17 protein-coding genes and 1 pseudogene are annotated in these 19,078 nt (G+C 71.0%); 13 read left to right on the top strand and 5 right to left on the bottom strand.

The annotated features are described in order from the left end of the window. From AOK17_RS01090 to AOK17_RS01060, 7 genes are all read left to right on the top strand, one after another. Window positions 1–501: a (2Fe-2S)-binding protein gene (locus AOK17_RS01090; protein ID WP_055610330.1), complete on the top strand. Its 501-nt coding sequence runs from the start codon at window positions 1–3 to the stop codon at window positions 499–501. After that, window positions 498–2,879, top strand: a complete 2,382-nt coding sequence (locus AOK17_RS01085; protein ID WP_055610329.1) for an aerobic carbon-monoxide dehydrogenase large subunit — start codon at window positions 498–500, stop codon at window positions 2,877–2,879. Before AOK17_RS01090 ends, AOK17_RS01085 begins: the two co-directional genes overlap by 4 nt. Further along, window positions 2,876–3,835: an XdhC family protein gene (locus AOK17_RS01080; protein ID WP_055610328.1), complete on the top strand. Its 960-nt coding sequence runs from the start codon at window positions 2,876–2,878 to the stop codon at window positions 3,833–3,835. Before AOK17_RS01085 ends, AOK17_RS01080 begins: the two co-directional genes overlap by 4 nt. After that, window positions 3,832–4,731, top strand: coding sequence for an AAA family ATPase (locus AOK17_RS01075; RefSeq protein ID WP_055610327.1), 900 nt, complete (start codon window positions 3,832–3,834; stop codon window positions 4,729–4,731). Before AOK17_RS01080 ends, AOK17_RS01075 begins: the two co-directional genes overlap by 4 nt. Next, the gene (locus AOK17_RS01070; RefSeq protein WP_055610326.1) at window positions 4,728–5,987 is read left to right on the top strand and encodes a vWA domain-containing protein; all 1,260 of its coding nucleotides are present in this window, start codon (window positions 4,728–4,730) and stop codon (window positions 5,985–5,987) included. Before AOK17_RS01075 ends, AOK17_RS01070 begins: the two co-directional genes overlap by 4 nt. A gap of 50 nt (window positions 5,988–6,037) precedes the next feature. Next, the gene (locus tag AOK17_RS01065) at window positions 6,038–6,826 is read left to right on the top strand and encodes a DeoR/GlpR family DNA-binding transcription regulator (protein WP_055610347.1); all 789 of its coding nucleotides are present in this window, start codon (window positions 6,038–6,040) and stop codon (window positions 6,824–6,826) included. Between the two features lie 73 nt (window positions 6,827–6,899). Beyond that, window positions 6,900–7,715: a DUF427 domain-containing protein gene (locus AOK17_RS01060; RefSeq protein WP_055610325.1), complete on the top strand. Its 816-nt coding sequence runs from the start codon at window positions 6,900–6,902 to the stop codon at window positions 7,713–7,715. A 44-nt stretch (window positions 7,716–7,759) separates the two neighbouring features. Here AOK17_RS01060 and AOK17_RS01055 read toward each other — a convergent pair whose 3' ends face one another. Together AOK17_RS01055 and AOK17_RS01050 are read right to left on the bottom strand one after the other, a co-directional pair. Next, window positions 7,760–8,464, bottom strand: a complete 705-nt coding sequence (locus AOK17_RS01055; protein WP_055610324.1) for a response regulator — start codon at window positions 8,462–8,464, stop codon at window positions 7,760–7,762. Next, window positions 8,449–9,831: a sensor histidine kinase gene (locus tag AOK17_RS01050; RefSeq protein WP_055610323.1), complete on the bottom strand. Its 1,383-nt coding sequence runs from the start codon at window positions 9,829–9,831 to the stop codon at window positions 8,449–8,451. Before AOK17_RS01050 ends, AOK17_RS01055 begins: the two co-directional genes overlap by 16 nt. Window positions 9,832–10,109: 278 nt before the next feature. Here AOK17_RS01050 and AOK17_RS01045 point away from each other — a divergent pair, with 278 nt between their 5' ends. Further along, window positions 10,110–10,802, top strand: coding sequence for an ABC transporter ATP-binding protein (locus AOK17_RS01045; protein WP_055610322.1), 693 nt, complete (start codon window positions 10,110–10,112; stop codon window positions 10,800–10,802). Beyond that, on the top strand, window positions 10,799–13,183 hold the full coding sequence (locus tag AOK17_RS01040) for an ABC transporter permease (protein ID WP_055610321.1): 2,385 nt from the start codon (window positions 10,799–10,801) through the stop codon (window positions 13,181–13,183). Before AOK17_RS01045 ends, AOK17_RS01040 begins: the two co-directional genes overlap by 4 nt. A gap of 95 nt (window positions 13,184–13,278) precedes the next feature. Here the strand turns inward: AOK17_RS01040 and AOK17_RS01035 are convergent, their stop codons facing one another. From AOK17_RS01035 to AOK17_RS01025, 3 genes are all read right to left on the bottom strand, one after another. After that, window positions 13,279–13,467, bottom strand: coding sequence for a YbdD/YjiX family protein (locus tag AOK17_RS01035; RefSeq protein WP_055610320.1), 189 nt, complete (start codon window positions 13,465–13,467; stop codon window positions 13,279–13,281). Beyond that, window positions 13,464–15,632 (bottom strand): carbon starvation CstA family protein, encoded by a 2,169-nt coding sequence (locus AOK17_RS01030; protein WP_055610319.1) that lies wholly within the window; start codon window positions 15,630–15,632, stop codon window positions 13,464–13,466. The genes AOK17_RS01035 and AOK17_RS01030 overlap by 4 nt, the downstream gene beginning before the upstream one ends. Before the next feature lie 81 nt (window positions 15,633–15,713). Continuing rightward, the gene (locus AOK17_RS01025) at window positions 15,714–15,935 is read right to left on the bottom strand and encodes a DUF3311 domain-containing protein (protein ID WP_055610318.1); all 222 of its coding nucleotides are present in this window, start codon (window positions 15,933–15,935) and stop codon (window positions 15,714–15,716) included. A gap of 168 nt (window positions 15,936–16,103) precedes the next feature. Between AOK17_RS01025 and AOK17_RS01020 the strand changes: the two genes are divergently transcribed. The 4 genes and pseudogenes from AOK17_RS01020 to AOK17_RS51505 form a co-directional block, all read left to right on the top strand. Continuing rightward, entirely contained in the window at window positions 16,104–17,666 is a 1,563-nt protein-coding gene (locus AOK17_RS01020; protein ID WP_055610317.1) for a sodium:solute symporter family protein, read from the top strand. Then, window positions 17,663–18,358 carry a SigE family RNA polymerase sigma factor gene (locus AOK17_RS01015; protein ID WP_055610316.1) on the top strand — a complete coding sequence of 232 codons (696 nt, stop codon included), beginning with the start codon at window positions 17,663–17,665 and terminating at the stop codon, window positions 18,356–18,358. Before AOK17_RS01020 ends, AOK17_RS01015 begins: the two co-directional genes overlap by 4 nt. Continuing rightward, the gene (locus AOK17_RS01010) at window positions 18,355–18,666 is read left to right on the top strand and encodes a hypothetical protein (protein ID WP_055610315.1); all 312 of its coding nucleotides are present in this window, start codon (window positions 18,355–18,357) and stop codon (window positions 18,664–18,666) included. Before AOK17_RS01015 ends, AOK17_RS01010 begins: the two co-directional genes overlap by 4 nt. A gap of 94 nt (window positions 18,667–18,760) precedes the next feature. Then, a pseudogene (locus AOK17_RS51505) lies at window positions 18,761–19,078 on the top strand (alpha/beta hydrolase family protein); the annotation flags it as partial.

Below are 19,078 nucleotides of genomic sequence, written 5' to 3'. Positions count from 1 at the left end.
ATGCGGATCACCGTCAACGTCAACGGCGACGACCACACCCGGGAGGTCGAGCCCCGGCATCTGCTCGTGCGCTTCCTGCGCGACGACCTGGAACTGACCGGCACCCACTGGGGCTGCGACACGAGCAACTGCGGAACGTGCGTTGTGCTGATGGACGGGGAACCCGTCAAGAGCTGTACGGTCCTGGCGGTCATGGCGGCCGGTCACGAGATCCGTACGGTCGAGGATCTGGCGGACGGAGACCAACTCGACCCCGTTCAGCAGGGGTTCATCGAGCAGCACGGTCTGCAGTGCGGGTTCTGCACCCCGGGGATGATGCTCACCGGCCGGGCGCTCCTGGACCGCAACCCGGATCCGTCCGAGCAGGAGATCCGCGAGGCCATCTCCGGCCAGCTGTGCCGGTGCACCGGCTATCTGAACATCGTCAAGTCCATCCAGTGGGCGGCGAGGAACCGGGCCGAGGCCGACGGAGTCACGGAGACCGCGGGGAGCCAGACATGACCGCCGTCGACGAACCTCCAGTCGCCCCCGCGCCGGACGAACGGCCCATCGGCTTCGGCCGGATGAAGCGCAAGGAGGACCCCCGCTTCGTACGCGGCAAGGGCCGCTACGTCGACGACATCCACCTGCCGGGCATGCTGCACGGCGCTGTGCTGCGCAGTCCGTTCGCGCACGCGCGCATCGTCTCCATCGACACCTCGGCCGCCGAGGCGCACCCCAAGGTCAAGGCGGTGATCACCGGTGAGACGCTCGCGGGCCTGGGACTCGCCTGGATGCCGACGCTCTCGATGGACACGCAGGCCGTACTCGCCACCGACAAGGTGCGTTTCCAGGGGCAGGAGGTCGCGTTCGTGGTGGCCGAGGACCACTACGCGGCGCGCGACGCCATCGAGTTGATCGACGTCGAGTACGAACCGCTGGACCCGGTGGTCAACGCCCGCCATGCCCTCGGCCCCGGCGCGCCCGTCATCCGCGACGACCTGGAAGGCCGTACGGACAACCACATCTTCGACTGGGAGGCCGGCGACAGCGCGGCCACCGACGAGGTGTTCGCGCGGGCCGACGTCGTGGTCGAGCAGACCATGCTCTATCCGCGCGTCCACCCGGCCCCGCTGGAGACGTGCGGCGCGGTCGCCTCGATGGACCCGGTCGACGGCAAGCTCACCCTCTACTCCACCACCCAGGCCCCGCACGCCCACCGCACCCTCTACGCAATGGTGGCCGGGATTCCCGAGCACAAGATCCGGGTCGTCTCCCCCGACATCGGCGGCGGATTCGGCAACAAGGTCGGGATCTACCCGGGTTACGTGTGCGCGGTCGTCGGCTCGATCGTCACCGGGCGGCCCGTGAAGTGGATGGAGGACCGCTCCGAGAACCTGATGAGCACCTCCTTCGCCCGCGACTACCACATGACCGGCGAGATCGCCGCGACCCGGGACGGCAAGATCCTGGCCGTACGGGTCAAGGTCCTCGCCGATCACGGCGCCTTCAACTCCACCGCGCAGCCCACCAAGTACCCAGCCGGCTTCTTCCACATCTTCACCGGCTCGTACGACATCGAAGCCGCGCACTGCTCGGTCACCGGCGTCTACACCAACAAGGCACCGGGCGGAGTCGCGTACGCCTGTTCGTTCCGGGTCACCGAGGCGGTCTATCTGATCGAGCGGATGGTGGACTGCCTGGCGGCCGAACTCGACGCCGACCCGGCCGAGTTGAGGATGCGCAACCTGCTGCGGCCGGAACAGTTCCCCTACGAGAACAAGACCGGCTGGACGTACGACTCCGGCGACTACCCCGCCTGTCTGCGCAAAGCGTTGGACCTGGCCGGGTACGAGGAACTGCGCAAGGAGCAGAGCGAGAAGCGGGCCCGGGGCGAACTCATGGGCATCGGGCTGTCGTTCTTCACCGAGACGGTCGGCGCCGGGCCCCGCAAGCACATGGACATCCTCGGCCTCGGCATGGCCGACGGCTGCGAGCTGCGCGTCCATCCGACCGGCAAGGCGGTGGTCCGGCTGAGCGTGCAGACGCAGGGGCAGGGCCACGAGACGACGTTCGCGCAGATCGTCGCCGAGGAGCTGGGCATCCCGCCCGAGGACATCGACGTCGTGCACGGCGACACCGACCAGACGCCGTTCGGGCTGGGTACGTACGGAAGCCGGTCGACTCCCGTGTCGGGAGCGGCTGCTGCCGTGGTGGCGCGGAAGGTGCGCGACAAGGCGCGGATCATCGCCGGGGCCATGCTGGAGGTCTCCCCCGACGACCTCGAATGGACCAAGGGCCGCTGGTCGGTCGCGGGTGACCCGGCGATAACGAAGACGATCCAGGAGATCGCGCTCGCCGCGCACGGGTCGCTGGAGCTGCCGGACGGTGTGGAGGGTCATCTGGAGGCGACGACCGTCTACAACCCGCCCAATCTCACCTACCCGTTCGGCGCGTACGTCTGCGTGGTCGACGTCGATTCCGGGACGGGCACGGTGAAGGTGCGGCGCTTCATCGCGGTGGACGACTGCGGGACCCGTATCAACCCGATGATCATCGAGGGGCAGGTGCACGGCGGGCTGGCCGACGGGGTCGGTATGGCGCTGATGGAGCTGATCAGCTTCGACGAGGACGGCAACTGTCTGTCCGGGTCCTTCATGGACTATCTGCTGCCGACCGCGCTGGAGGTCCCGGCCTGGGAGCTGGACCACACCGTCACTCCCTCCCCTCACCATCCGATCGGCGCGAAGGGCATCGGCGAGTCGGCGACGGTCGGTTCGCCGCCGGCCGTCGTCAACGCGGTCCTCGACGCGATCGGCGTACGCCACGCCGACATGCCGCTGACCCCGAGCCGGGTGTGGCAGGCGCTGCACCGGGGCGAGGTGGAGGCACCGCAATGAGCCCCACCGCACCCCCACTTGAGGCACGCATGGCCGAACTGACGGGCCGCCACGTGCCGTTCGTGAAGGCCACCGTCGTTCGCGCCCGTCGCCCTGCGAGCGCGCGGCCGGGCGACACCGCGCTGGTCCTCGCCGACGGCCGGGTCGAGGGCTTCGTCGGGGGCGCCTGCGCGGAGGCCACCGTACGGGTGCAGGCGCTGCGGACACTGCGCAGCGGGGAGTCGCTGTTGCTGCGGATCTCGCCGGAGGAGACGGCGGACGGCACAGGGGAACCCGTCGTCGAGGAGGGCGCGGTGAGCGTCGCCAATCCATGCCTGTCCGGCGGCGAGTTGGAGATCTTCCTGGAGCCGTTGCGGCCCGCACCGCGCGTGGTGGTCCTGGGTGAGTCCCCCATCGCCCGCGCGTTGGCGGCCTTCGGCCCGGTGCTCGGTTACGAGATCACGGAGGCGTCCGGCGCGGACGGGATCACGCCGGAGGACCTGGCCGGGAGCCAGGCGCTGGTGATCGCCTCCCACGGCCGGGGCGAGGAGCCGGTACTCGTCTCGGCCGTGCGCGCGGGGGTGCCGTACATCGGGCTGGTGGCCAGCCCCAGGCGCGGAGCGGCAGTGCTGGACGCCCTGCCACTCGATGCCGAGGAGCTCGCGCGGATCCATACGCCTGCCGGTCTGTGGATCGGTGCCCGCACGCCGGGCGAGATCGCGGTGTCGATCCTCGCGGAGGTGATTCAGGCGGTGAGGGGGCGCTCCGTGGAAGTGGAGGTGGAGGCGCCTCCGGAGTCTCCGGAGACCGGCTCGGTGACCGCCGTCGACCCCGTGTGCGGGATGACGGTCTCCGTCACGGACAGCACCCCGTACTCCGACGAGGGCGGCGACGAGCGCCGCTGGTTCTGCTGTGCCGGTTGTCGTGCCGCGTACGAGACGGACCCCGCCCGCTACGCGAAGGCCGACGCCTCGTGAGCGAGTACGTCGAGCGCTGTCTGCCGGGCGTGGAGAGCCTGCGCGCCGCGCTGGACTCGCTGGGCTATCTCGCCGACGACGGTCTGGCCACCGCGCTCTTCCTCGCCCTGCGCCTGCCGCAGCCGCTGCTCCTGGAGGGCGAGGCGGGCGTCGGCAAGACCGAGGCGGCCAAGGCGGTGGCCGCGATCCTGGGCAGCCCGCTGATCCGGCTGCAGTGCTACGACGGCCTGGACGCGGCCGAGGCGCTGTACGAGTGGAACTATCCGCGCCAGCTGCTCGGGATCCGCCTGGCCGAGTCCCGGTACGAGCAGCTCAGTGAGGCCGATCTGTTCAGCGAGGAGTACCTGCTGCGGCGGCCCGTGCTCGCGGCGCTCACCCACCCCGGCCCGGCCCCCGCCGTGCTGCTCATCGACGAGATCGACCGCGCCGACGACGACTTCGAGGCGTTCCTGCTAGAAGTGCTGGCCGAGGCGGCAGTGACGATCCCGGAGATCGGCACCATCCGGGCCGCCGTGCCGCCCGTCGTGCTGCTCACCTCCAACCGCACCCGTGACCTCCATGACGCGCTCAAACGCCGGTGCCTCTACCACTGGATCGACTATCCCGACACGGAACGGATCGTCGAGATCGTCCGCCGCCGGGTACCCGGGACGTCGCGGGAACTGGCGGTCGCGGTGTCGGCGGCGGTTCGGCGGCTGCGGGCCCTGGACGTGCAGAAGGCACCGGGCGTCGCCGAGACCATCGACTGGATCTCCGCGCTGAACCTGCTCGGCGTGCCCCGTCTCGACGCCGAGATCGCCGGGCGCACGCTCGGCTCTCTGCTGAAGTACCGCGAGGACCAGGAGCTGGTGCGGGAGCGCGGCCTGGACTGGCTGGTCGCGGGCCGACAGCCGTGACGGCGACGGCGGTTCCGCTCTTCGACCGGGCCGAGTTCGCGGGCCGGCTCGGCGCGGAGCTGCGGCGAGCCGGGGTGGCGGTGACTCCGGAGCGGTCGGTGCGGTTCCTTCAGACGCTGGTGCTGCTGCCGCCGGTGGACCGTACGGCGCTGTACTGGGCGGCGCGGCTGGCGTTCGTGACGGATCGCGAGCAGATCGAGCTGTTCGAGAGGGTCTTCGACGCGGTCTTCGTGGGCGGGCCGCGCTCGGTGGCAGTCCGCGGAGCCGGTGCCGATTCCGAGCCGGCGCCAGGCACCGCCCCCGAACCAGGTCGGCCCCCACCGCTCTCCGGCCTCGGCCCGGATCCCACCCGCGCTCCCCTGCCGGGCGGCGCCTTCGGCGAGGCATCGGACCGCGACCGTGCACAGCCCCCGGACGAGGACCGGCGGACCGAGGAGGTGCCGACGGCGGGCAGTACGGCCGAAGTCCTCTCCCACAAGGACTTCGCCGCCCTCGACCCCGCCGAGCTGGCCGAACTCAACCGACTCCTCGCCCTGTTGACGCTGAAGGCGCCACTGCGCCGTGGCCGCCGCCAGGAGACCGACCGTCGGGGCCGCCGCATCGACCTGCGCCGAACCCTGCGCACCGGCCAGCGCACCGGCGGCGAGGCCGTACTGCTGGCCCGCACCCGCCACCGCCTACGACGGCGACGACTGGTGCTGCTGTGCGACATCTCCCGCTCCATGGAGCCGTACACACGGGCCTACCTCCGCCTCTTCCCACGAGCGGCGGCCGGCGCGGCGGCGGAGGCGTTCGTCTTCGCCACCCGCCTCACCCGGCTGACCCCCGTCCTGCGGCACACCGGCCCGTCCGGCGTGGACGCGGCACTGCGCCGAGCGGGTGCCGCCGCCTCCGACTGGTCCGGCGGCACCCGCATCGGCCACGCACTGGCCGAGTTCAACAACCGCTTCGGCCGCCGGGGCATGGCACGCGGCGCCGTCGTGGTCATCTTCTCCGACGGCTGGGAGGGCGAGGACCCGGCGGCCGTCGCCCGCGAAATGGCCCGCCTCTCACGCCTCACCCACCGCATCATCTGGGTCAACCCCCGCAAAGCGGCCCCCGGCTACACCCCACGCACCGCCGGAATGACCGCCGCACTCCCCTACTGCGACGCGTTCATCAGCGGCCACAGCCTGGCGGCTCTCATGGAGGTGGTGGAGGCGATCGCGGGCAACGAGACGGCCGTACGGCAGCGCGTCGACGTCGGCCGAAAGTGAGCGGAAAGTAGGCAGATTACGCCTGGTGATGGTGTGTAGTGTTCCGTCGCGTGCTGGCTGAACAACGACACCAACTCATCCTGCGGGCCCTGCGTTCCGGCGGCACCGCCTCCGTGATCGACCTCTCCGAGCAACTGGACGTGAGTGCGGCAACCGTCCGCCGCGACCTCCTCAAGCTGGAAGGGGACGGGCTGCTCAGCCGCGTGCACGGCGGTGCGGTCATCGAGGAGGACCGTGCGCCGTTCGACGAGGCCGCCGAGGTCCAGGTGGCCGAGAAGGACGCGATAGCCGCCCGCGCGGCCGAGCTGATCGAGGACGGCCAGTCGGTCATCCTCGACAGCGGCACGACCGTCCACCGGCTGGCACGCCGACTGCACGGGCGCCGGCTCACCGTGATCACCAACAGCCTGGCCGTGTACGAGGAACTCACCGCGGACGAGAACATCGCCCTGATGCTGCTCGGCGGCATGGTCATACGCGAGTCGCGCATGCTGGACGGCTTCATGGCCGAGGACAACCTCCGCCAGGTGCACGCCGACTGGACCTTCATGGGCGCCTGCGGCGTACGCTCCGGCGGCCAGGTCATGGACACCGCCGTCGCCGAGGTTCCCGCCAGGCGCGCCATGATCGCCGCCGGCGACAAGGTGGCGCTGCTGGCCGACCGGAGCAAGTTCCCCGGAAGCGGCATGGTGAAGATCTGCGGCCCGGAGGACCTGGACGTGCTCATCACCACCGCGTCGGCAGACGACACGACCTGCACGACCCTGCACGAGGCGGGCGTGAGAGTGATCACGACACCTCCGTCGACGGTCGACGGCTGGGCCGAGGTCGGCGTCTAGGCTGCTGTCCGAGGCACCCTGTGCCCGGCCCGAGCCACACGTTCGACGCCCCGTGTTCGGCAAGGAGGCAGTCATGAACTCCCCCGGCAACAGCTCTGAGAATGTCCCGGTACTGCGCCACCCGCCTGCCCCCTCCGACAGCCTCCTCTGGGAACCCGGCGAGCGCTGGGTGCGCGGCACGAAGGGTGATGTCACCGTCGTCGACAGTCGGCGGCCGGTCCTGGTGTGGGAGCCCGGGCGGCCGGTGCCGTTGTACGCGTTTCCGCGTGAGGATGTGCGTGCGGATCTGTTGCGGGAGACGGAGAAGTCCGCCGGGCGGCCGCACGCCGGGACGACGCGCTTCTATGACCTCGACATCGGCGGTGAGACCATCGCCGGCGCGGCCTGGACGTATCCCGGCGAGGAGTTGGGCTCGTACATCTCGTTCGAGTGGTTCGGGCGGGAGGTGCTCGACCACTGGTACGAGGAGGACGAGGAGATCTTCGTCCATCCGCGTGACCCGCACAAACGGGTGGACGCGCTGCCCAGTTCGCGGCATGTCCAGGTCGAGATCGACGGCACGGTCGTCGCGGACACCCGCGCGCCGGTCCTCCTCTTCGAGACCGGTCTGCCCGTGCGGTACTACATCCCGCGCGAGGACGTACGCCTCGATCTGTTCACGCCCAGTGACCTCACTACCCGCTGCCCCTACAAGGGCGTGGCGACCGAATACTGGTCGTGGCCCGGCGAGGACGTACCGCCGAACATCGCTTGGAGCTATCCCGATCCTCTTTCCGCCGTGAGTGTGGTCAAGGACCGTGTGGCCTTCTTCAACGAGGCCGTCGACATCACGGTCGACGGGGAGCGGCTCGAGCGGCCTGTCACCGAATTCATCAAGCCTCGGAAGTGATCAAGCCCCGGGAGTCGTGAGGGCGGTCTGGGGCTGCGTCGTCGTCAGCCTGTCTCGGGTGTTGGGTCTCCTGGAGCGATCAGGCCGGTCTCGTAGGCGAGCACGACCGCCTGGACGCGGTCGCGGAGGTCCAGCTTCGACAGGATGCGGCCGATGTGCGTCTTGACCGTGGTGGGGCTGAGGAAGAGCCGGTCCGCGAGTTCGGCGTTGCTGAGGCCGGTCGCGAGGAGCCGGAGCACCTCCAGTTCGCGTGGGGTGAGGCCGGACAGGTCTCGGTGGAGGGTCGGCGGCCGGGGCTCCTCGCGGTGGGCGAAGCGTTCGATCAGGCGGCGGGTGATGGTGGGCGCGAGGAGCGCGTCGCCGGACCGCACCAGGCGGACTGCGGCGACCAGGTGCTCGGGCGTGACGTCCTTGAGCAGGAAGCCGCTGGCGCCTGCGGTGAGTGCCGCGTAGACGTAGTGGTCGAGGTCGTACGTGGTGAGGATGATGACCCGGGTGTCGCCCGGGCCTTCGTCTCCGAGGATCCGCCGGGTCGCCTCGATGCCGTCCATCCGCGGCATCCGGATGTCCATGAGGACGACGTCGGGGCGGGTCCGCCGGACGGCGGCGACCGCTTCGGCCCCGTCCGCCGCCTCCGCCGTCACCTCGATGCCGTCGGCGGCGAGGATCATCCCGAAGCCCGTACGGACCAGGGCCTGGTCGTCGGCTATGACGGCGCGCAGGGACGGCCCGTTCACGCGGTCCGCCACGGGACTCGGGCTCTGATCCGGTATCCGCCGGCGAGGGTCGGTCCGGCCGTCAGTTCGCCGCCGTAGACCGTCAGCCGCTCGCGCAGTCCGATCAGCCCGCGGCCGTTGCCACCGCCGGTGCTAGCGCCTGTGCCGTTGGCTCCCGTAGACGGGGCGTCATGGGCTGCTCCGGTGTCGATGACCTCGATCTCCAAGCAGTCGTCGGTGTGGCCGATCGTGACGGAGGCGTCGGCGCCGGGCGCGTGCTTGATCGTGTTGGTCAGCGCCTCCTGCACCACGCGATACGCCGCGAGGTCGACCCCGGGCGGCAGCGGCTCCGGTGGCAGGGACACCGCGATGGCGACCGGTGTCCCGGCGGCGCGTACGCGTTCGATCAGGGCGTCGAGGTGTCCGAGACCGGGCTGCGGTTCGAGCCCGTCGGCGGGGCTGTCGGGGCGGCCGGTGTCCGGGGCGGCGAGCAGTCCCATCACATGCCGGAGTTCGGACATGGCGGCCCGGCCCCCGGCCTCGACCGCCAGCAGTGCCTCTTTCGACCGCTCGGGCGCCGTGTCCATCACTTTGCGGGCCGCGCCCGCCTGGATCACCATCACGCTCACATTGTGGGTCACGACGTCGTGCAACTCAGCGGCTATACGGGCGCGTTCCTCTTCGACGGCCCTCCGCATGGCCTCTTCCTGGGCACGCTGCAGCTGGGTGAACCGGTCCCGGCTGGCGGTCAGACGTCGGCCGCCGACGCGGACGAGCCCGGCCAGCACTCCGGCGACCAGCAGGACGACCGCGGGGCTCGACCAGCCCGGGAGTACGGGATCCGTCTCCCGGAAGGCGAATCCGGCCAGCACGGCGGCCACCACCATTCCGGCCAGGGCCCGCACTTGGTAGCGGCTGTACATGACTGCGCTGTAGGCGCCGATGACGCAGGTCAGCACGTTGATCCAGGAGGCGTCGTCGCCGATCGGGAGCGCCGCGCCCATCACGATCCCGAACGTGACCAGCGGATACCGCCGCCTGGCCGCGAGAGGCAGCGCCGACAGGACGACCAGCGGCCACGGCACGGTGCGGGGCTCCGGCATCACCACTCCCACGCCGGGTACGGGCGGTCGTGGCGGGACCGGCGGGACCGGCGGGACGGGCGGTACCTCGGTCCGGTGGTCGGTCCGTTGCTCGGTCCGCTGCTCACTCTCGGCCGAGACGCGGGCCGGCCCGTCACCGGGAAATTGTGCCGCCACGATCAGCGCGATGACCGTCAGCACGATCGCCAGCACCACGTCGGCGCGTACCGCCCACCGCGACAGCGGGGCGGGCTTCTCCTCCGGCCTTAGCGCGTCGCGCAGTTGCCGAAGCCTGTCGCGGCGGTCCTCCGTCTCCATCGGCTCATTGTGTGGCTCCCCGCCCCGGTCCGCGTCCGTCTGCGCGACCAGAGTCCCGTCCCGCAGGTGTACGTCGCAGGGATGACCTTGCGACCGGGTCCTTCGCTGGGAGGTCCTGATGTCGGTGCCGCGGCCGACGCGCCCCGACACCCCGCGCTCCTAGGTTCGCTGAGCCCGGCAACGCGCCTCATGTACCGGCCCCGACCGGACCGAGCCGGACCCAGCCCGACCAACCCACCCGAAGCGAACCGATGCCATCCGAAGGACGGTCGACTCCCATGACTCAGGTGATCCAACTGGAGGGCGTGGCCAAGCGCTACGACAGCGTCGGCACGCCGGCGCTGGGCCCTCTCACGCTCTCCGTCGAGAAGGGTGAGGCCCTTGCCGTGACGGGCCCGTCCGGCAGCGGCAAGTCCACGCTGCTGAACCTCGTCGCGGGCCTGGACAAGCCGACCGAGGGCACCGTGTCCGTGGGCGGCCGGCGGCTGAACGATCTCAGCGAGCACGCGCTGGCCCGGTTCCGCCGCGAGCAGATCGGCATGGTGTTCCAGTTCTTCAATCTGCTCGACGACCTCACCGTCGCCGACAACATCCAGCTCCCGGCCCAACTGACCGGCACCGCACGGCGCAAGACGGCGGCCCGCGCCGATGAGCTCATGGAGGTGCTCGGCATCCAGAAGCACGCCCGCGCCTACCCGGGCCGGCTCTCCGGCGGCGAACGCCAACGCGTCGCGGTCGCCCGGGCCCTGGTCAACCGGCCCGCGCTGCTGCTCGCCGACGAGCCGACCGGCGCCCTCGACACCGCCTCGGGCCAGGACGTACGGGAGCTGCTGGTGGACCTGCACCGCGGCGGCCAGACCATCGTGCTGGTCACGCACGACCTCGCGCTCGCCGAGGCGTGTGCGAGCCGGACGATCCATCTGGTCGACGGTCATCTCGCCCTCGACACGCGGGCGGAGGCCGTCCGATGACCCGCTTCGGCGGCGGTGCGCTCGGCCGGGTCATACGTTCCGGTGTGGGGCGGCGCCGGGTGCAGACCGTGGTGATCGCCGTGGCCACGATGATGGCCGTGGCCTCGGCGGTGGTCGCCGGGTCGCTCGTCGTCGCCGCGAACGCGCCCTTCGACCACGCCTTCGCGAAACAGCAAGGAGCCCATCTGACCGCCCAGTTCGATCCGGCCAAGGCGAGTGCGGCGCAGCTCAAAGCCACCCGAGAACAGACGGGCGTCACCGCGAGCGCGGGGCCGTACCCCTCCACGACGATCCAGCCGGAGGACTCGGAGGGCCGGCGGATGCCGAAACTGACGCTCGTCGGACGGTCCGATCCGAAGGCCGACGTGGACGATCTGGACCTCAGGTCCGGCCGGTGGGCGACGAAGACGGGCGAGATCGTGCTCAGCGAGTCGTTCGCCGGCCCAGCCTTCGAACTCGGCTCCACTCTCAGGACCTCGGACACGGAGGGCAGTTCGACCCTGACCGTCGTCGGTCTCGCGCTGTCGGTCAGCAAGACCGCCGACGCCTGGGCAACCCCCGCCCAGACCAGGGCTCTCGCGTCGGCGGACAACCCGCTCACCAGTCAGATGCTGTACCGCTTCGACTCGGCCGGGACGGACAAACAGATCACCGACGGCCGGAAGACGCTCGCCGCGGCCGTGCCGTCCGGTGCGCTGCTGGGCAGCCAGTCCTATCTGGACACCAAGCGCGCCGCCGACCAGGGCGCCGCCCCGACCATCCCCTTCCTCATCGCCTTCGGAGTCCTCGGCATCGTGATGTCGGTGATCATCGTCGGCAGTGTGACCAGCGGCGCGGTCGGCTCCAGTCTGCGCAGGATCGGCATCCTCAAGGCCATCGGCTTCACGCCGCGCGAGGTCGTACGGGCCTATGTGGCCCAGGCGCTGATCCCGGCTGCCGTCGGTATCGCGCTGGGCGTCGTGCTGGGGAACCTGCTGGCCGTGCCGCTCCTCGACGACACCGAGCAGGCGTACGGCACCGCCTCGCTGACGGTGGCGTGGTGGGTGGACATCGTGGTGCCGGTCGCCGCGCTGGTGGTCGTCGGGGCCGCCGCGCTGGTTCCCGCGCTGCGGGCCGGGCGGCTGCGTACGGTCGAGGCGATCGCGGTCGGCCGGGCCCCGCGCACCGGTCGCGGCCAGTGGGCACACCGGGCGGCGGGGCGGCTGCCGCTGCCGAGGGCGGTGACGTACGGCCTCGCGAGCCCCTTCGCGCATCCCGTCCGCACGGTCGCGATGCTGCTCGCGGTGGCCTTCGGTACGATCGCGGCGACCTTCGCGGTGGGGCTCACCGCGTCCCTCACCGCGGTCGGCGAGGCGCAGGATCCCGAGGACCGCGCCGCGGTCACCGTGTTCGCTGGCGGCCCCGGCCCTCAGCCGGTCGAGGTCGAGCCCGGAGCCTCGGCCGAGGGCAACTCCGAGGCCCCGCCCGCCGATCCGGCACGGATACGCGCCGCGGTCGAGGCTCAGGAAAGCACCGCTTCGTACTACGCCACGACCCAGGAGGAGGACGTCAGCGTGGCCGGGGTCACCGGCTCGGTCGCGATAAGCCTCTATGAGGGAGATTCCCGGCCCGGCAACTACGAGATGATCACCGGTCACTGGATCGACGGTACGGGGCAGGTCGTAGTGGCCTCGGGCTTCCTGGAACGGACCGGTACCAAGGTCGGTGACACCGTCCGGGTAACCCACCAGGGAGACACCCGGACCCTGCGGATCGTCGGCGAGGCCTTCGACACGGAGGACGACGGCATGCGACTCCACGCGGGCATGGCCAACTTCCCCAAGGCCGAACCCCGGACGTTCCTCGTCGAGGTGAAGTCGGGTGTCTCTCCCGCCGACTACGCCGAAAAACTCGCCGAGGTGGTGCGACCGCTCGGCGGCGACGCCATGGCCAACTCCCCTTCGGAACAGGACAACTTCGCCCTCATCCTGCAGTCGATGGCGGCCCTGCTCACCCTCATGCTGGTCTCCGTGGCCGGCCTCGGTGTGCTCAACTCCGTTGTCATCGACACCCGGGAGCGCGTCCACGACCTCGGCGTCTGCAAGGCGCTCGGCATGTCGCCGCGGCAGACCGTGGGCCTCGTACTCGCCTCGGTGGCCGGGATCGGTGTGCTCGGCGGTCTGATCGGCGTGCCCGCCGGCTTCGCGCTGCACAGCATCGTGCTGCCGGTGATGGGACATGCCGCGGGCACCGATCTGCCGCCCTCGGTCCTCGATGTGTACGTGCCTTGGCAGTTGGTGCTGCTCGGACTGGCCGGGATCGCGATCGCGATGCTGGGCGCCCTGCTCCCGGCGGGCTGGGCGGCCAAGGCCCGTACGGCTGTGGCTCTGCGTACGGAGTAGCGGCCTCGGCGGCCCGGAAGTGAAACCGGCAGTTGGAAGGGCGGCCCGGCGTTCTTGGCACTCCGGGCCGCCTCGGCCCTCCTGTGAACTCTGGGTCAGCAGCAGCGGCTCTGCGGATGGTCCTCCCGGTGCCGGGCTCGCAGTGCCTGGTACTCACGTGGTGTCGGTACCGGGGCGAGTGGGTGGTGGCGCAGATGGCGCTCGCAGTAGCGGTCGTACTCCGCCTCTCCTGTCAGCTCGCGCAGGTACCAGCGCACGGCCCGTGCCCACCGCCGGACGCTCATGTCCGGGCTCCCGCCAGGGGTTCGGCGGACTGCTCCGGGAGGTCGATGCGGGACTCGACGTACGGCGTCTCGGTCGTCGGCAGCGGGACGGGCGACCGTACGGCGCGTACGCACACGATGGCCGCGTTGACGATCACCACGGCGACCAGGAGCAGGAACAGGGCGATCAGGACGCCGTCGACCGTGGAGTTGGTGACCACGGTGTGCATGTCGTCGAGGGTCTTGGCGGGCGGCAGGACCTGACCGGCGTCGATGCCGTCGGCGTACCGCTCGCGCTGGGCGAAGAAGCCTACGCGCGGGTCAGCGGAGAAGATCTTCTGCCAGCCCGCGGTGAACGTGATCGCGACCACCCACGCCAGCGGGACCCCGGTGACCCAGGCATAGCGCAGCCGCCCGGACTTGACGAGGACGGTCGTGCAGACGGTGAGGGCGATGGCGGCGAGGAGCTGGTTGGCGATGCCGAAGAGCGGGAAGAGCTGGTTGATTCCGCCGAGCGGGTCGGTGGCGCCGGAGTGGAGGAAGTAGCCCCAGGCCGCCACGACGAGTGCGCTGCACAGCCAGATGCCCGGCTTCCAGTTGACCCGGCCGATGGGCTTCCAGACGTTGCCGAGCATGTCCTGGAGCATGAAGCGTCCGACACGGGTGCCGGCGTCGACCGTGGTCAGGATGAACAGTGCCTCGAACATGATCGCGAAGTGGTACCAGAAGGCCTTCATCGCGCTGCCGCCGAAGACTCCGGAGAAGATCTCCGACATGCCGACCGCGAGGGTGGGCGCTCCGCCCGAGCGGGCGATGAGGGTCTGTTCCTCCACCGCCTTGGCCGCCTGCGTCAGTTGGTCGGGGGTGATGGTGAAGCCGAGGCCCGCCACCGCCTGGGAGGCGGACTCGGCCGTCGTGCCGAGCAGCCCGGCGGGCGCGTTCATCGCGTAGTACAGGCCGGGTTCCAGGGTGGCGGCTGCGATCAGCGCCATGATCGCGACGAACGACTCCATCAGCATGGCGCCGTAGCCGATCATGCGGACCTGGGATTCCTTCTGGATCAGTTTCGGGGTCGTCCCGGAGGCGACCAGCGCGTGGAAGCCGGAGAGCGCGCCGCAGGCGATGGTGATGAAGAGGAACGGGAAGAGGGATCCGGCGAAGACCGGGCCCGTGCCCGAGGAGGCGAAGTCGCTGACCGCGTCGGTCCGCAGCACGGGCGCGGCCACGATCACACCGACCGCGAGCAGTGCGATGGTGCCGATCTTCATGAAGGTCGAGAGGTAGTCGCGCGGTGCGAGCAGCATCCACACGGGCAGCACGGAGGCGACGAAGCCGTAGCCGACGAGACAGAAGACGAGGGTCGTCGGGCTGAGGGTGAAGGTGTCGGCCAGCGAGGATTCCTGGACCCAGCTGCCGCCGACGATGGCGAGAAGCAGCAGCGCCACACCGATCAGGCTGGTCTCGACGACCCGGCCCGGCCGGATGCGGTGCAGCCAGAAGCCCATGAACAGGGCGATGGGGACGGTCATGGCGACCGAGAAGGTGCCCCACGGGGAGTGGGCGAGCGCGTTGACCACGACCAGGGCCAGCACCCCGAGCAGGATGATCATGATGGCGAAGACGGCGATCAGGGCCGCGGCCCCGCCCGCCCTGCCGATCTCCTCCCGGGCCATCTGCCCGAGCGACTTGCCGTCCCGCCGCATGGACAGGAACAGCACGACCATGTCCTGCACCGCCCCGGCGAAGATGACTCCGGCGACGATCCACAGGGTGCCGGGCAGGTACCCCATCTGGGCCGCGAGCACCGGCCCCACCAGCGGCCCGGCGCCGGCGATCGCCGCGAAGTGATGGCCGAGCAGTACCCGGCGGTCGGTCGGCTGGAAGTCGACTCCGTCCTCCAGGCGTTCGGCGGGGGTGGCCCGCCGGTCGTCGGGCTTCAGTACACGCCGCGCTACGAAGCGGGAGTAGAAGCGGTAGGCGATGGCGTACGAGCCGAGGGCGGCCACCACCAGCCAGACCGCGGAGATCTCCTCACCGCGGGCCAGCGCGAGGACACCCCAGCCGATCGCGCCGACCAGGGCGACCGCGGCCCACAGGAGCATCGACCGCGGTGTCATCCGGGAACGTGCGGGCGGCGGCTCTTCCGGCGCCGGGCGACCGGATTCGGGCATGACTGACGTGGGCATGGCGGCTCCTCACCTCTACGGTGATGTGTGGTGGGACGGATGCGTACGGGTCGGCGGTGCGGGTTGCGGAGCGCGTACGAGCTAGGGGTCGTGGCGGTCGTGCCTGGTCAGCGCGTACGCGGCCAGGAGGCACAGGGCACAGCCCGGCACCCAGGCGAGCTGGTACCAGTAGAAGAAGGGCGTCCCGGCGAGCCGTGGGCCCTCACCGGCGTACCAGGGGACCCACAGCAGACCGGCGGCGGGCGCGAGGAGCAGTACGGCGATCGCGACGCGCCGTAGCCGGTGATGATCCGTGGGTGCCATGACCTGCGCTCCTCTCCCCGTGCTTGTCGGTCTGTGCAAGAGTTGCCCACCGGCCGGAACTGGTTGACAGCGAATTTCCAGAAGATTTCCCGCCGGTTCCCTGTCCTCCGAGTGGGGTGCCCGCGCAACTCTCCGGCAAGGGCACAGGCACACCAAGGACGGTGACCCATGGCGGATGTCGCCATGACCGCGACGTTTCTCGCCGTGATCGGCGGAGCGTCGCTGCTCGCCGTCACGGCGCGCCGTCTGCGCCCCACCGACCGGCTGCCGTCCCTGGAGGGCTGGGCGCTGGCCGACCGGAGCCTGGGCCCGGTGTGGACCTGGCTGCTGCTGGGCGGCACGATCTTCACCGCGTACACCTTCACCGCCGTCCCCGGCCTGGCGTACGGCAACGGGGCGCCCGCCTTCTTCGCGGTCCCGTACACGGTGATCGTCTGTCCGCTGGCCTTCGTCCTGCTGACCCGCCTGTGGGCGGTGGCCCGCCGCCACGGCTATGTGACCGTGGGCGACTTCGTCCGGGGACGGTACGGTTCACCGCCGCTGGCCCTGGTCGTCGCGCTCACCGGGATCCTCGCGACGATGCCGTATCTGGCGCTGCAGTTGCTGGGGATACGAGCGGTGCTCACCGCGGGGGGCGTCTATCCCCGCGGCGCGGCGGGCGATCTGGTGATGGTGGCGCTCTTCGCGGGTCTCGCGGTGGCGACGTACCGGCACGGTCTGCGCGCGCCCGCGGTCATCTCCGCGCTCAAGGCGGTGGCCGTCTTCGTCTCGCTCACCGCGGTCTGCTGGCTGGTCCTCGACCGGCTGGGCGGCCCCGGCCCGCTCTTCGACCGGGCCGCGCAACGGCTCGGCGGTACGGACACGGCGCACTCCGCCCTGCTCCTCTCCCCCGAGCAGCAGCCCGCCTACGCCACCCTCGCCCTGGGCTCCGCGCTGGCCCTGCTCATGTACCCGCACGTGCTCACCGCCGGATTCGCCGCCGACAGCCCGCGCACCCTGCGCAAGGTCGCCGTGGCCCTGCCCGCCTGGACGGGCCTGCTCGCGCTCTTCGGCTTCCTCGGCGTCGCGGCCCTCGCGGCGGGCGTCGAGGCCCCGGAGGGAGGCGCCGAGGCCGCCGTGCCGATGCTGGTCGACCGGTTGATGCCGGGGCCGCTGGCCGGGCTGGTGTTCGGCGCCATCGTCGTGGGTGCGCTCGTCCCGGCCGCCGTGATGTCGATCGCCGCCGCGACCTGCTTCGTACGCAATGTGTACGTCGAGTACGTCCAGCCGACCGCCACACCCAAACGCCAGGTGCGGATCGCCAAGGCGGTCTCGCTCACCGCGAAGGTGGGGGCGGTCGCCTTCGTGTTCGGGCTGCGCGACCAGGACGCGATCAACCTCCAACTGCTCGGCGGCGTATGGATTCTGCAGATCTTCCCCGCCGTGGCCGTCGGGCTGTTCACCGGCCGGTTGCATCCGCGGGCGCTGATCGCCGGGTGGGCCGTGGGCATGACGGCCGGCACGTTCCTGGTGGTCCGCGAGGGGTTCTCGTCGATCGTGGCCTTCGGTTCCGCCGACCGGCCACTGGAGATCTACGCCGGGCTCGCGGCCCTGGTCCTCAATCTGGCCGTCGCCCTGATCGGCACCGCGGCCCTCGAACGGCTCGGCGTCCCACGCGGCGCCGATGTCACCGACCTACCGTCGCGCCTGACCGTCAGGCGACGCCCCGAGACGGGAGCCACCAACCCGTGAGACGCAGACAGCACACCCGCTCGACGGTGGCGCAGGCTGTTCCGCCCGCCGTCCCCGAGCCACGCGTTCCGCGCGCGGCGACGGCCCGGCCGCCGGGCGCGGGCCGTCCCGGCCTCGATGAAGAGTCCCGCCCCGACGGCGTACGCGAAGGGGCGTCCGAGGAGACGACACCCCTGTCCCCCGCGGTCGGCGATCCGGTCGACCTGGAACGGGAAGCCGCCCTGGCCCGGCTCTTCGAGGTGCACTACTCCTCGATGCTGCGCCTGGCCGTACTGCTCGGCGCCGACGATCCGGAGAACGTCGTGGCCGAGGCGTACTACCAGATCTACCGGAAGTGGCGCCGACTGCGGGACGCCGGGGCGGCGGAGGCCTATCTGCGGTCCACGGTGTGCAATCTGACGCGGATGCGGATACGCCACCTCCAGGTCGCGCGCAAGCACGTCGAGAACCCGCCGAGCGACGTCGTGGCCTCCGCCGAGAGCACCGCACTGCTCCACGACGACCAGCGCGTACTGATCGACGCGCTGCAGCAACTGCCCGCGCGGCAGCGCGAGGCGCTCGTGCTGCGCCACTGGCTCGGCCTGAAGGAGAGCGAGATAGCCGCCGCGATGGGAATCTCCTGCGGATCGGTCAAGACACACACCGCACGCGGCATCGCCGCCCTGACCCAGGCGATGGAGGCCCGGCGATGAACGACACCTCTCCGGACCGTACGGAACACGAGCCGGACCGTACGGAACAAGAGCTGCGCGAGGCCCTGGAGGCGCTGGCCGGCGGGGTGCACCCGGCCCCTGACGCCTACCGCACGGCCCGCGGCGACTGGCTGCGCCGCGAGCGGCGTCGTCGGCTCGTGCTCGCGGTCCTGATCGCGGTCGTCTTCACGCTGGCCACCCTGATCGGTCTGTGGGTCCTGAACCAGGCGCCCTCCGAACCCGGGGTCATCTTCTCCGACACGGGGAGCCAGGTCACTTCCAGCGGTGCGGCCGCCGTCCCGGGGTGATGGACGGCCGCGGGGTCGTGCCCTCCCGGCCGTCCCGCAGTCGAGAACTCGTACGGCACCTCTCGTAGCGGCCGATCGGGGGGATACTGGCCGTATGCGGTTTCGGAGCGTGGCCTGTGGTGCCGCGGGGCTGGTACTGGTGGCCGCTGTCGGCTGCACCGGGGACGGCGACGCCGAGCCCACAGGTCCGGCGACGTCGGCCCGCGCTTCCGCCAAGACCCCCAGCGCGACGCCCACCCCCACCCCGACTCCGGCCAACCCCGTGTCGATCCCGGGGCTGATCCAGCGCGAGCACCGGGGCTCCGACCTCAGGCTCGGGAACGTACGCGTGCGGACCGACGCCTACACCCAGTACGCGGTCACGTACGAGGCCAACGGGCTGACGATCTCGGGGATCATGAACATTCCCAGG

It is taken from the genome of Streptomyces phaeochromogenes, from assembly GCF_001418655.1.
Taxonomy (GTDB): domain Bacteria; phylum Actinomycetota; class Actinomycetes; order Streptomycetales; family Streptomycetaceae; genus Streptomyces; species Streptomyces phaeochromogenes.
Note: the sequence above shows the minus strand (reverse complement) of the source record. Positions and strands in the feature narration are given on the sequence as shown.

What these genes read in the sequence shown, in the direction of transcription:
- AOK17_RS01090 (WP_055610330.1), top strand. Translation starts at nt 1, where the DNA reads ATGCGGATCACCGTCAACGTCAACGGCGACGACCACACCCGGGAGGTC.
- AOK17_RS01085 (WP_055610329.1), top strand. Translation starts at nt 498, where the DNA reads ATGACCGCCGTCGACGAACCTCCAGTCGCCCCCGCGCCGGACGAACGG.
- AOK17_RS01080 (WP_055610328.1), top strand. Translation starts at nt 2,876, where the DNA reads ATGAGCCCCACCGCACCCCCACTTGAGGCACGCATGGCCGAACTGACG.
- AOK17_RS01060 (WP_055610325.1), top strand. Translation starts at nt 6,900, where the DNA reads ATGAACTCCCCCGGCAACAGCTCTGAGAATGTCCCGGTACTGCGCCAC.
- AOK17_RS01050 (WP_055610323.1), bottom strand. Translation starts at nt 9,831, where the DNA reads ATGGAGACGGAGGACCGCCGCGACAGGCTTCGGCAACTGCGCGACGCG.
- AOK17_RS01045 (WP_055610322.1), top strand. Translation starts at nt 10,110, where the DNA reads ATGACTCAGGTGATCCAACTGGAGGGCGTGGCCAAGCGCTACGACAGC.
- AOK17_RS01040 (WP_055610321.1), top strand. Translation starts at nt 10,799, where the DNA reads ATGACCCGCTTCGGCGGCGGTGCGCTCGGCCGGGTCATACGTTCCGGT.
- AOK17_RS01035 (WP_055610320.1), bottom strand. Translation starts at nt 13,467, where the DNA reads ATGAGCGTCCGGCGGTGGGCACGGGCCGTGCGCTGGTACCTGCGCGAG.
- AOK17_RS01030 (WP_055610319.1), bottom strand. Translation starts at nt 15,632, where the DNA reads ATGCCCACGTCAGTCATGCCCGAATCCGGTCGCCCGGCGCCGGAAGAG.
- AOK17_RS01025 (WP_055610318.1), bottom strand. Translation starts at nt 15,935, where the DNA reads ATGGCACCCACGGATCATCACCGGCTACGGCGCGTCGCGATCGCCGTA.
- AOK17_RS01020 (WP_055610317.1), top strand. Translation starts at nt 16,104, where the DNA reads ATGGCGGATGTCGCCATGACCGCGACGTTTCTCGCCGTGATCGGCGGA.
- AOK17_RS01010 (WP_055610315.1), top strand. Translation starts at nt 18,355, where the DNA reads ATGAACGACACCTCTCCGGACCGTACGGAACACGAGCCGGACCGTACG.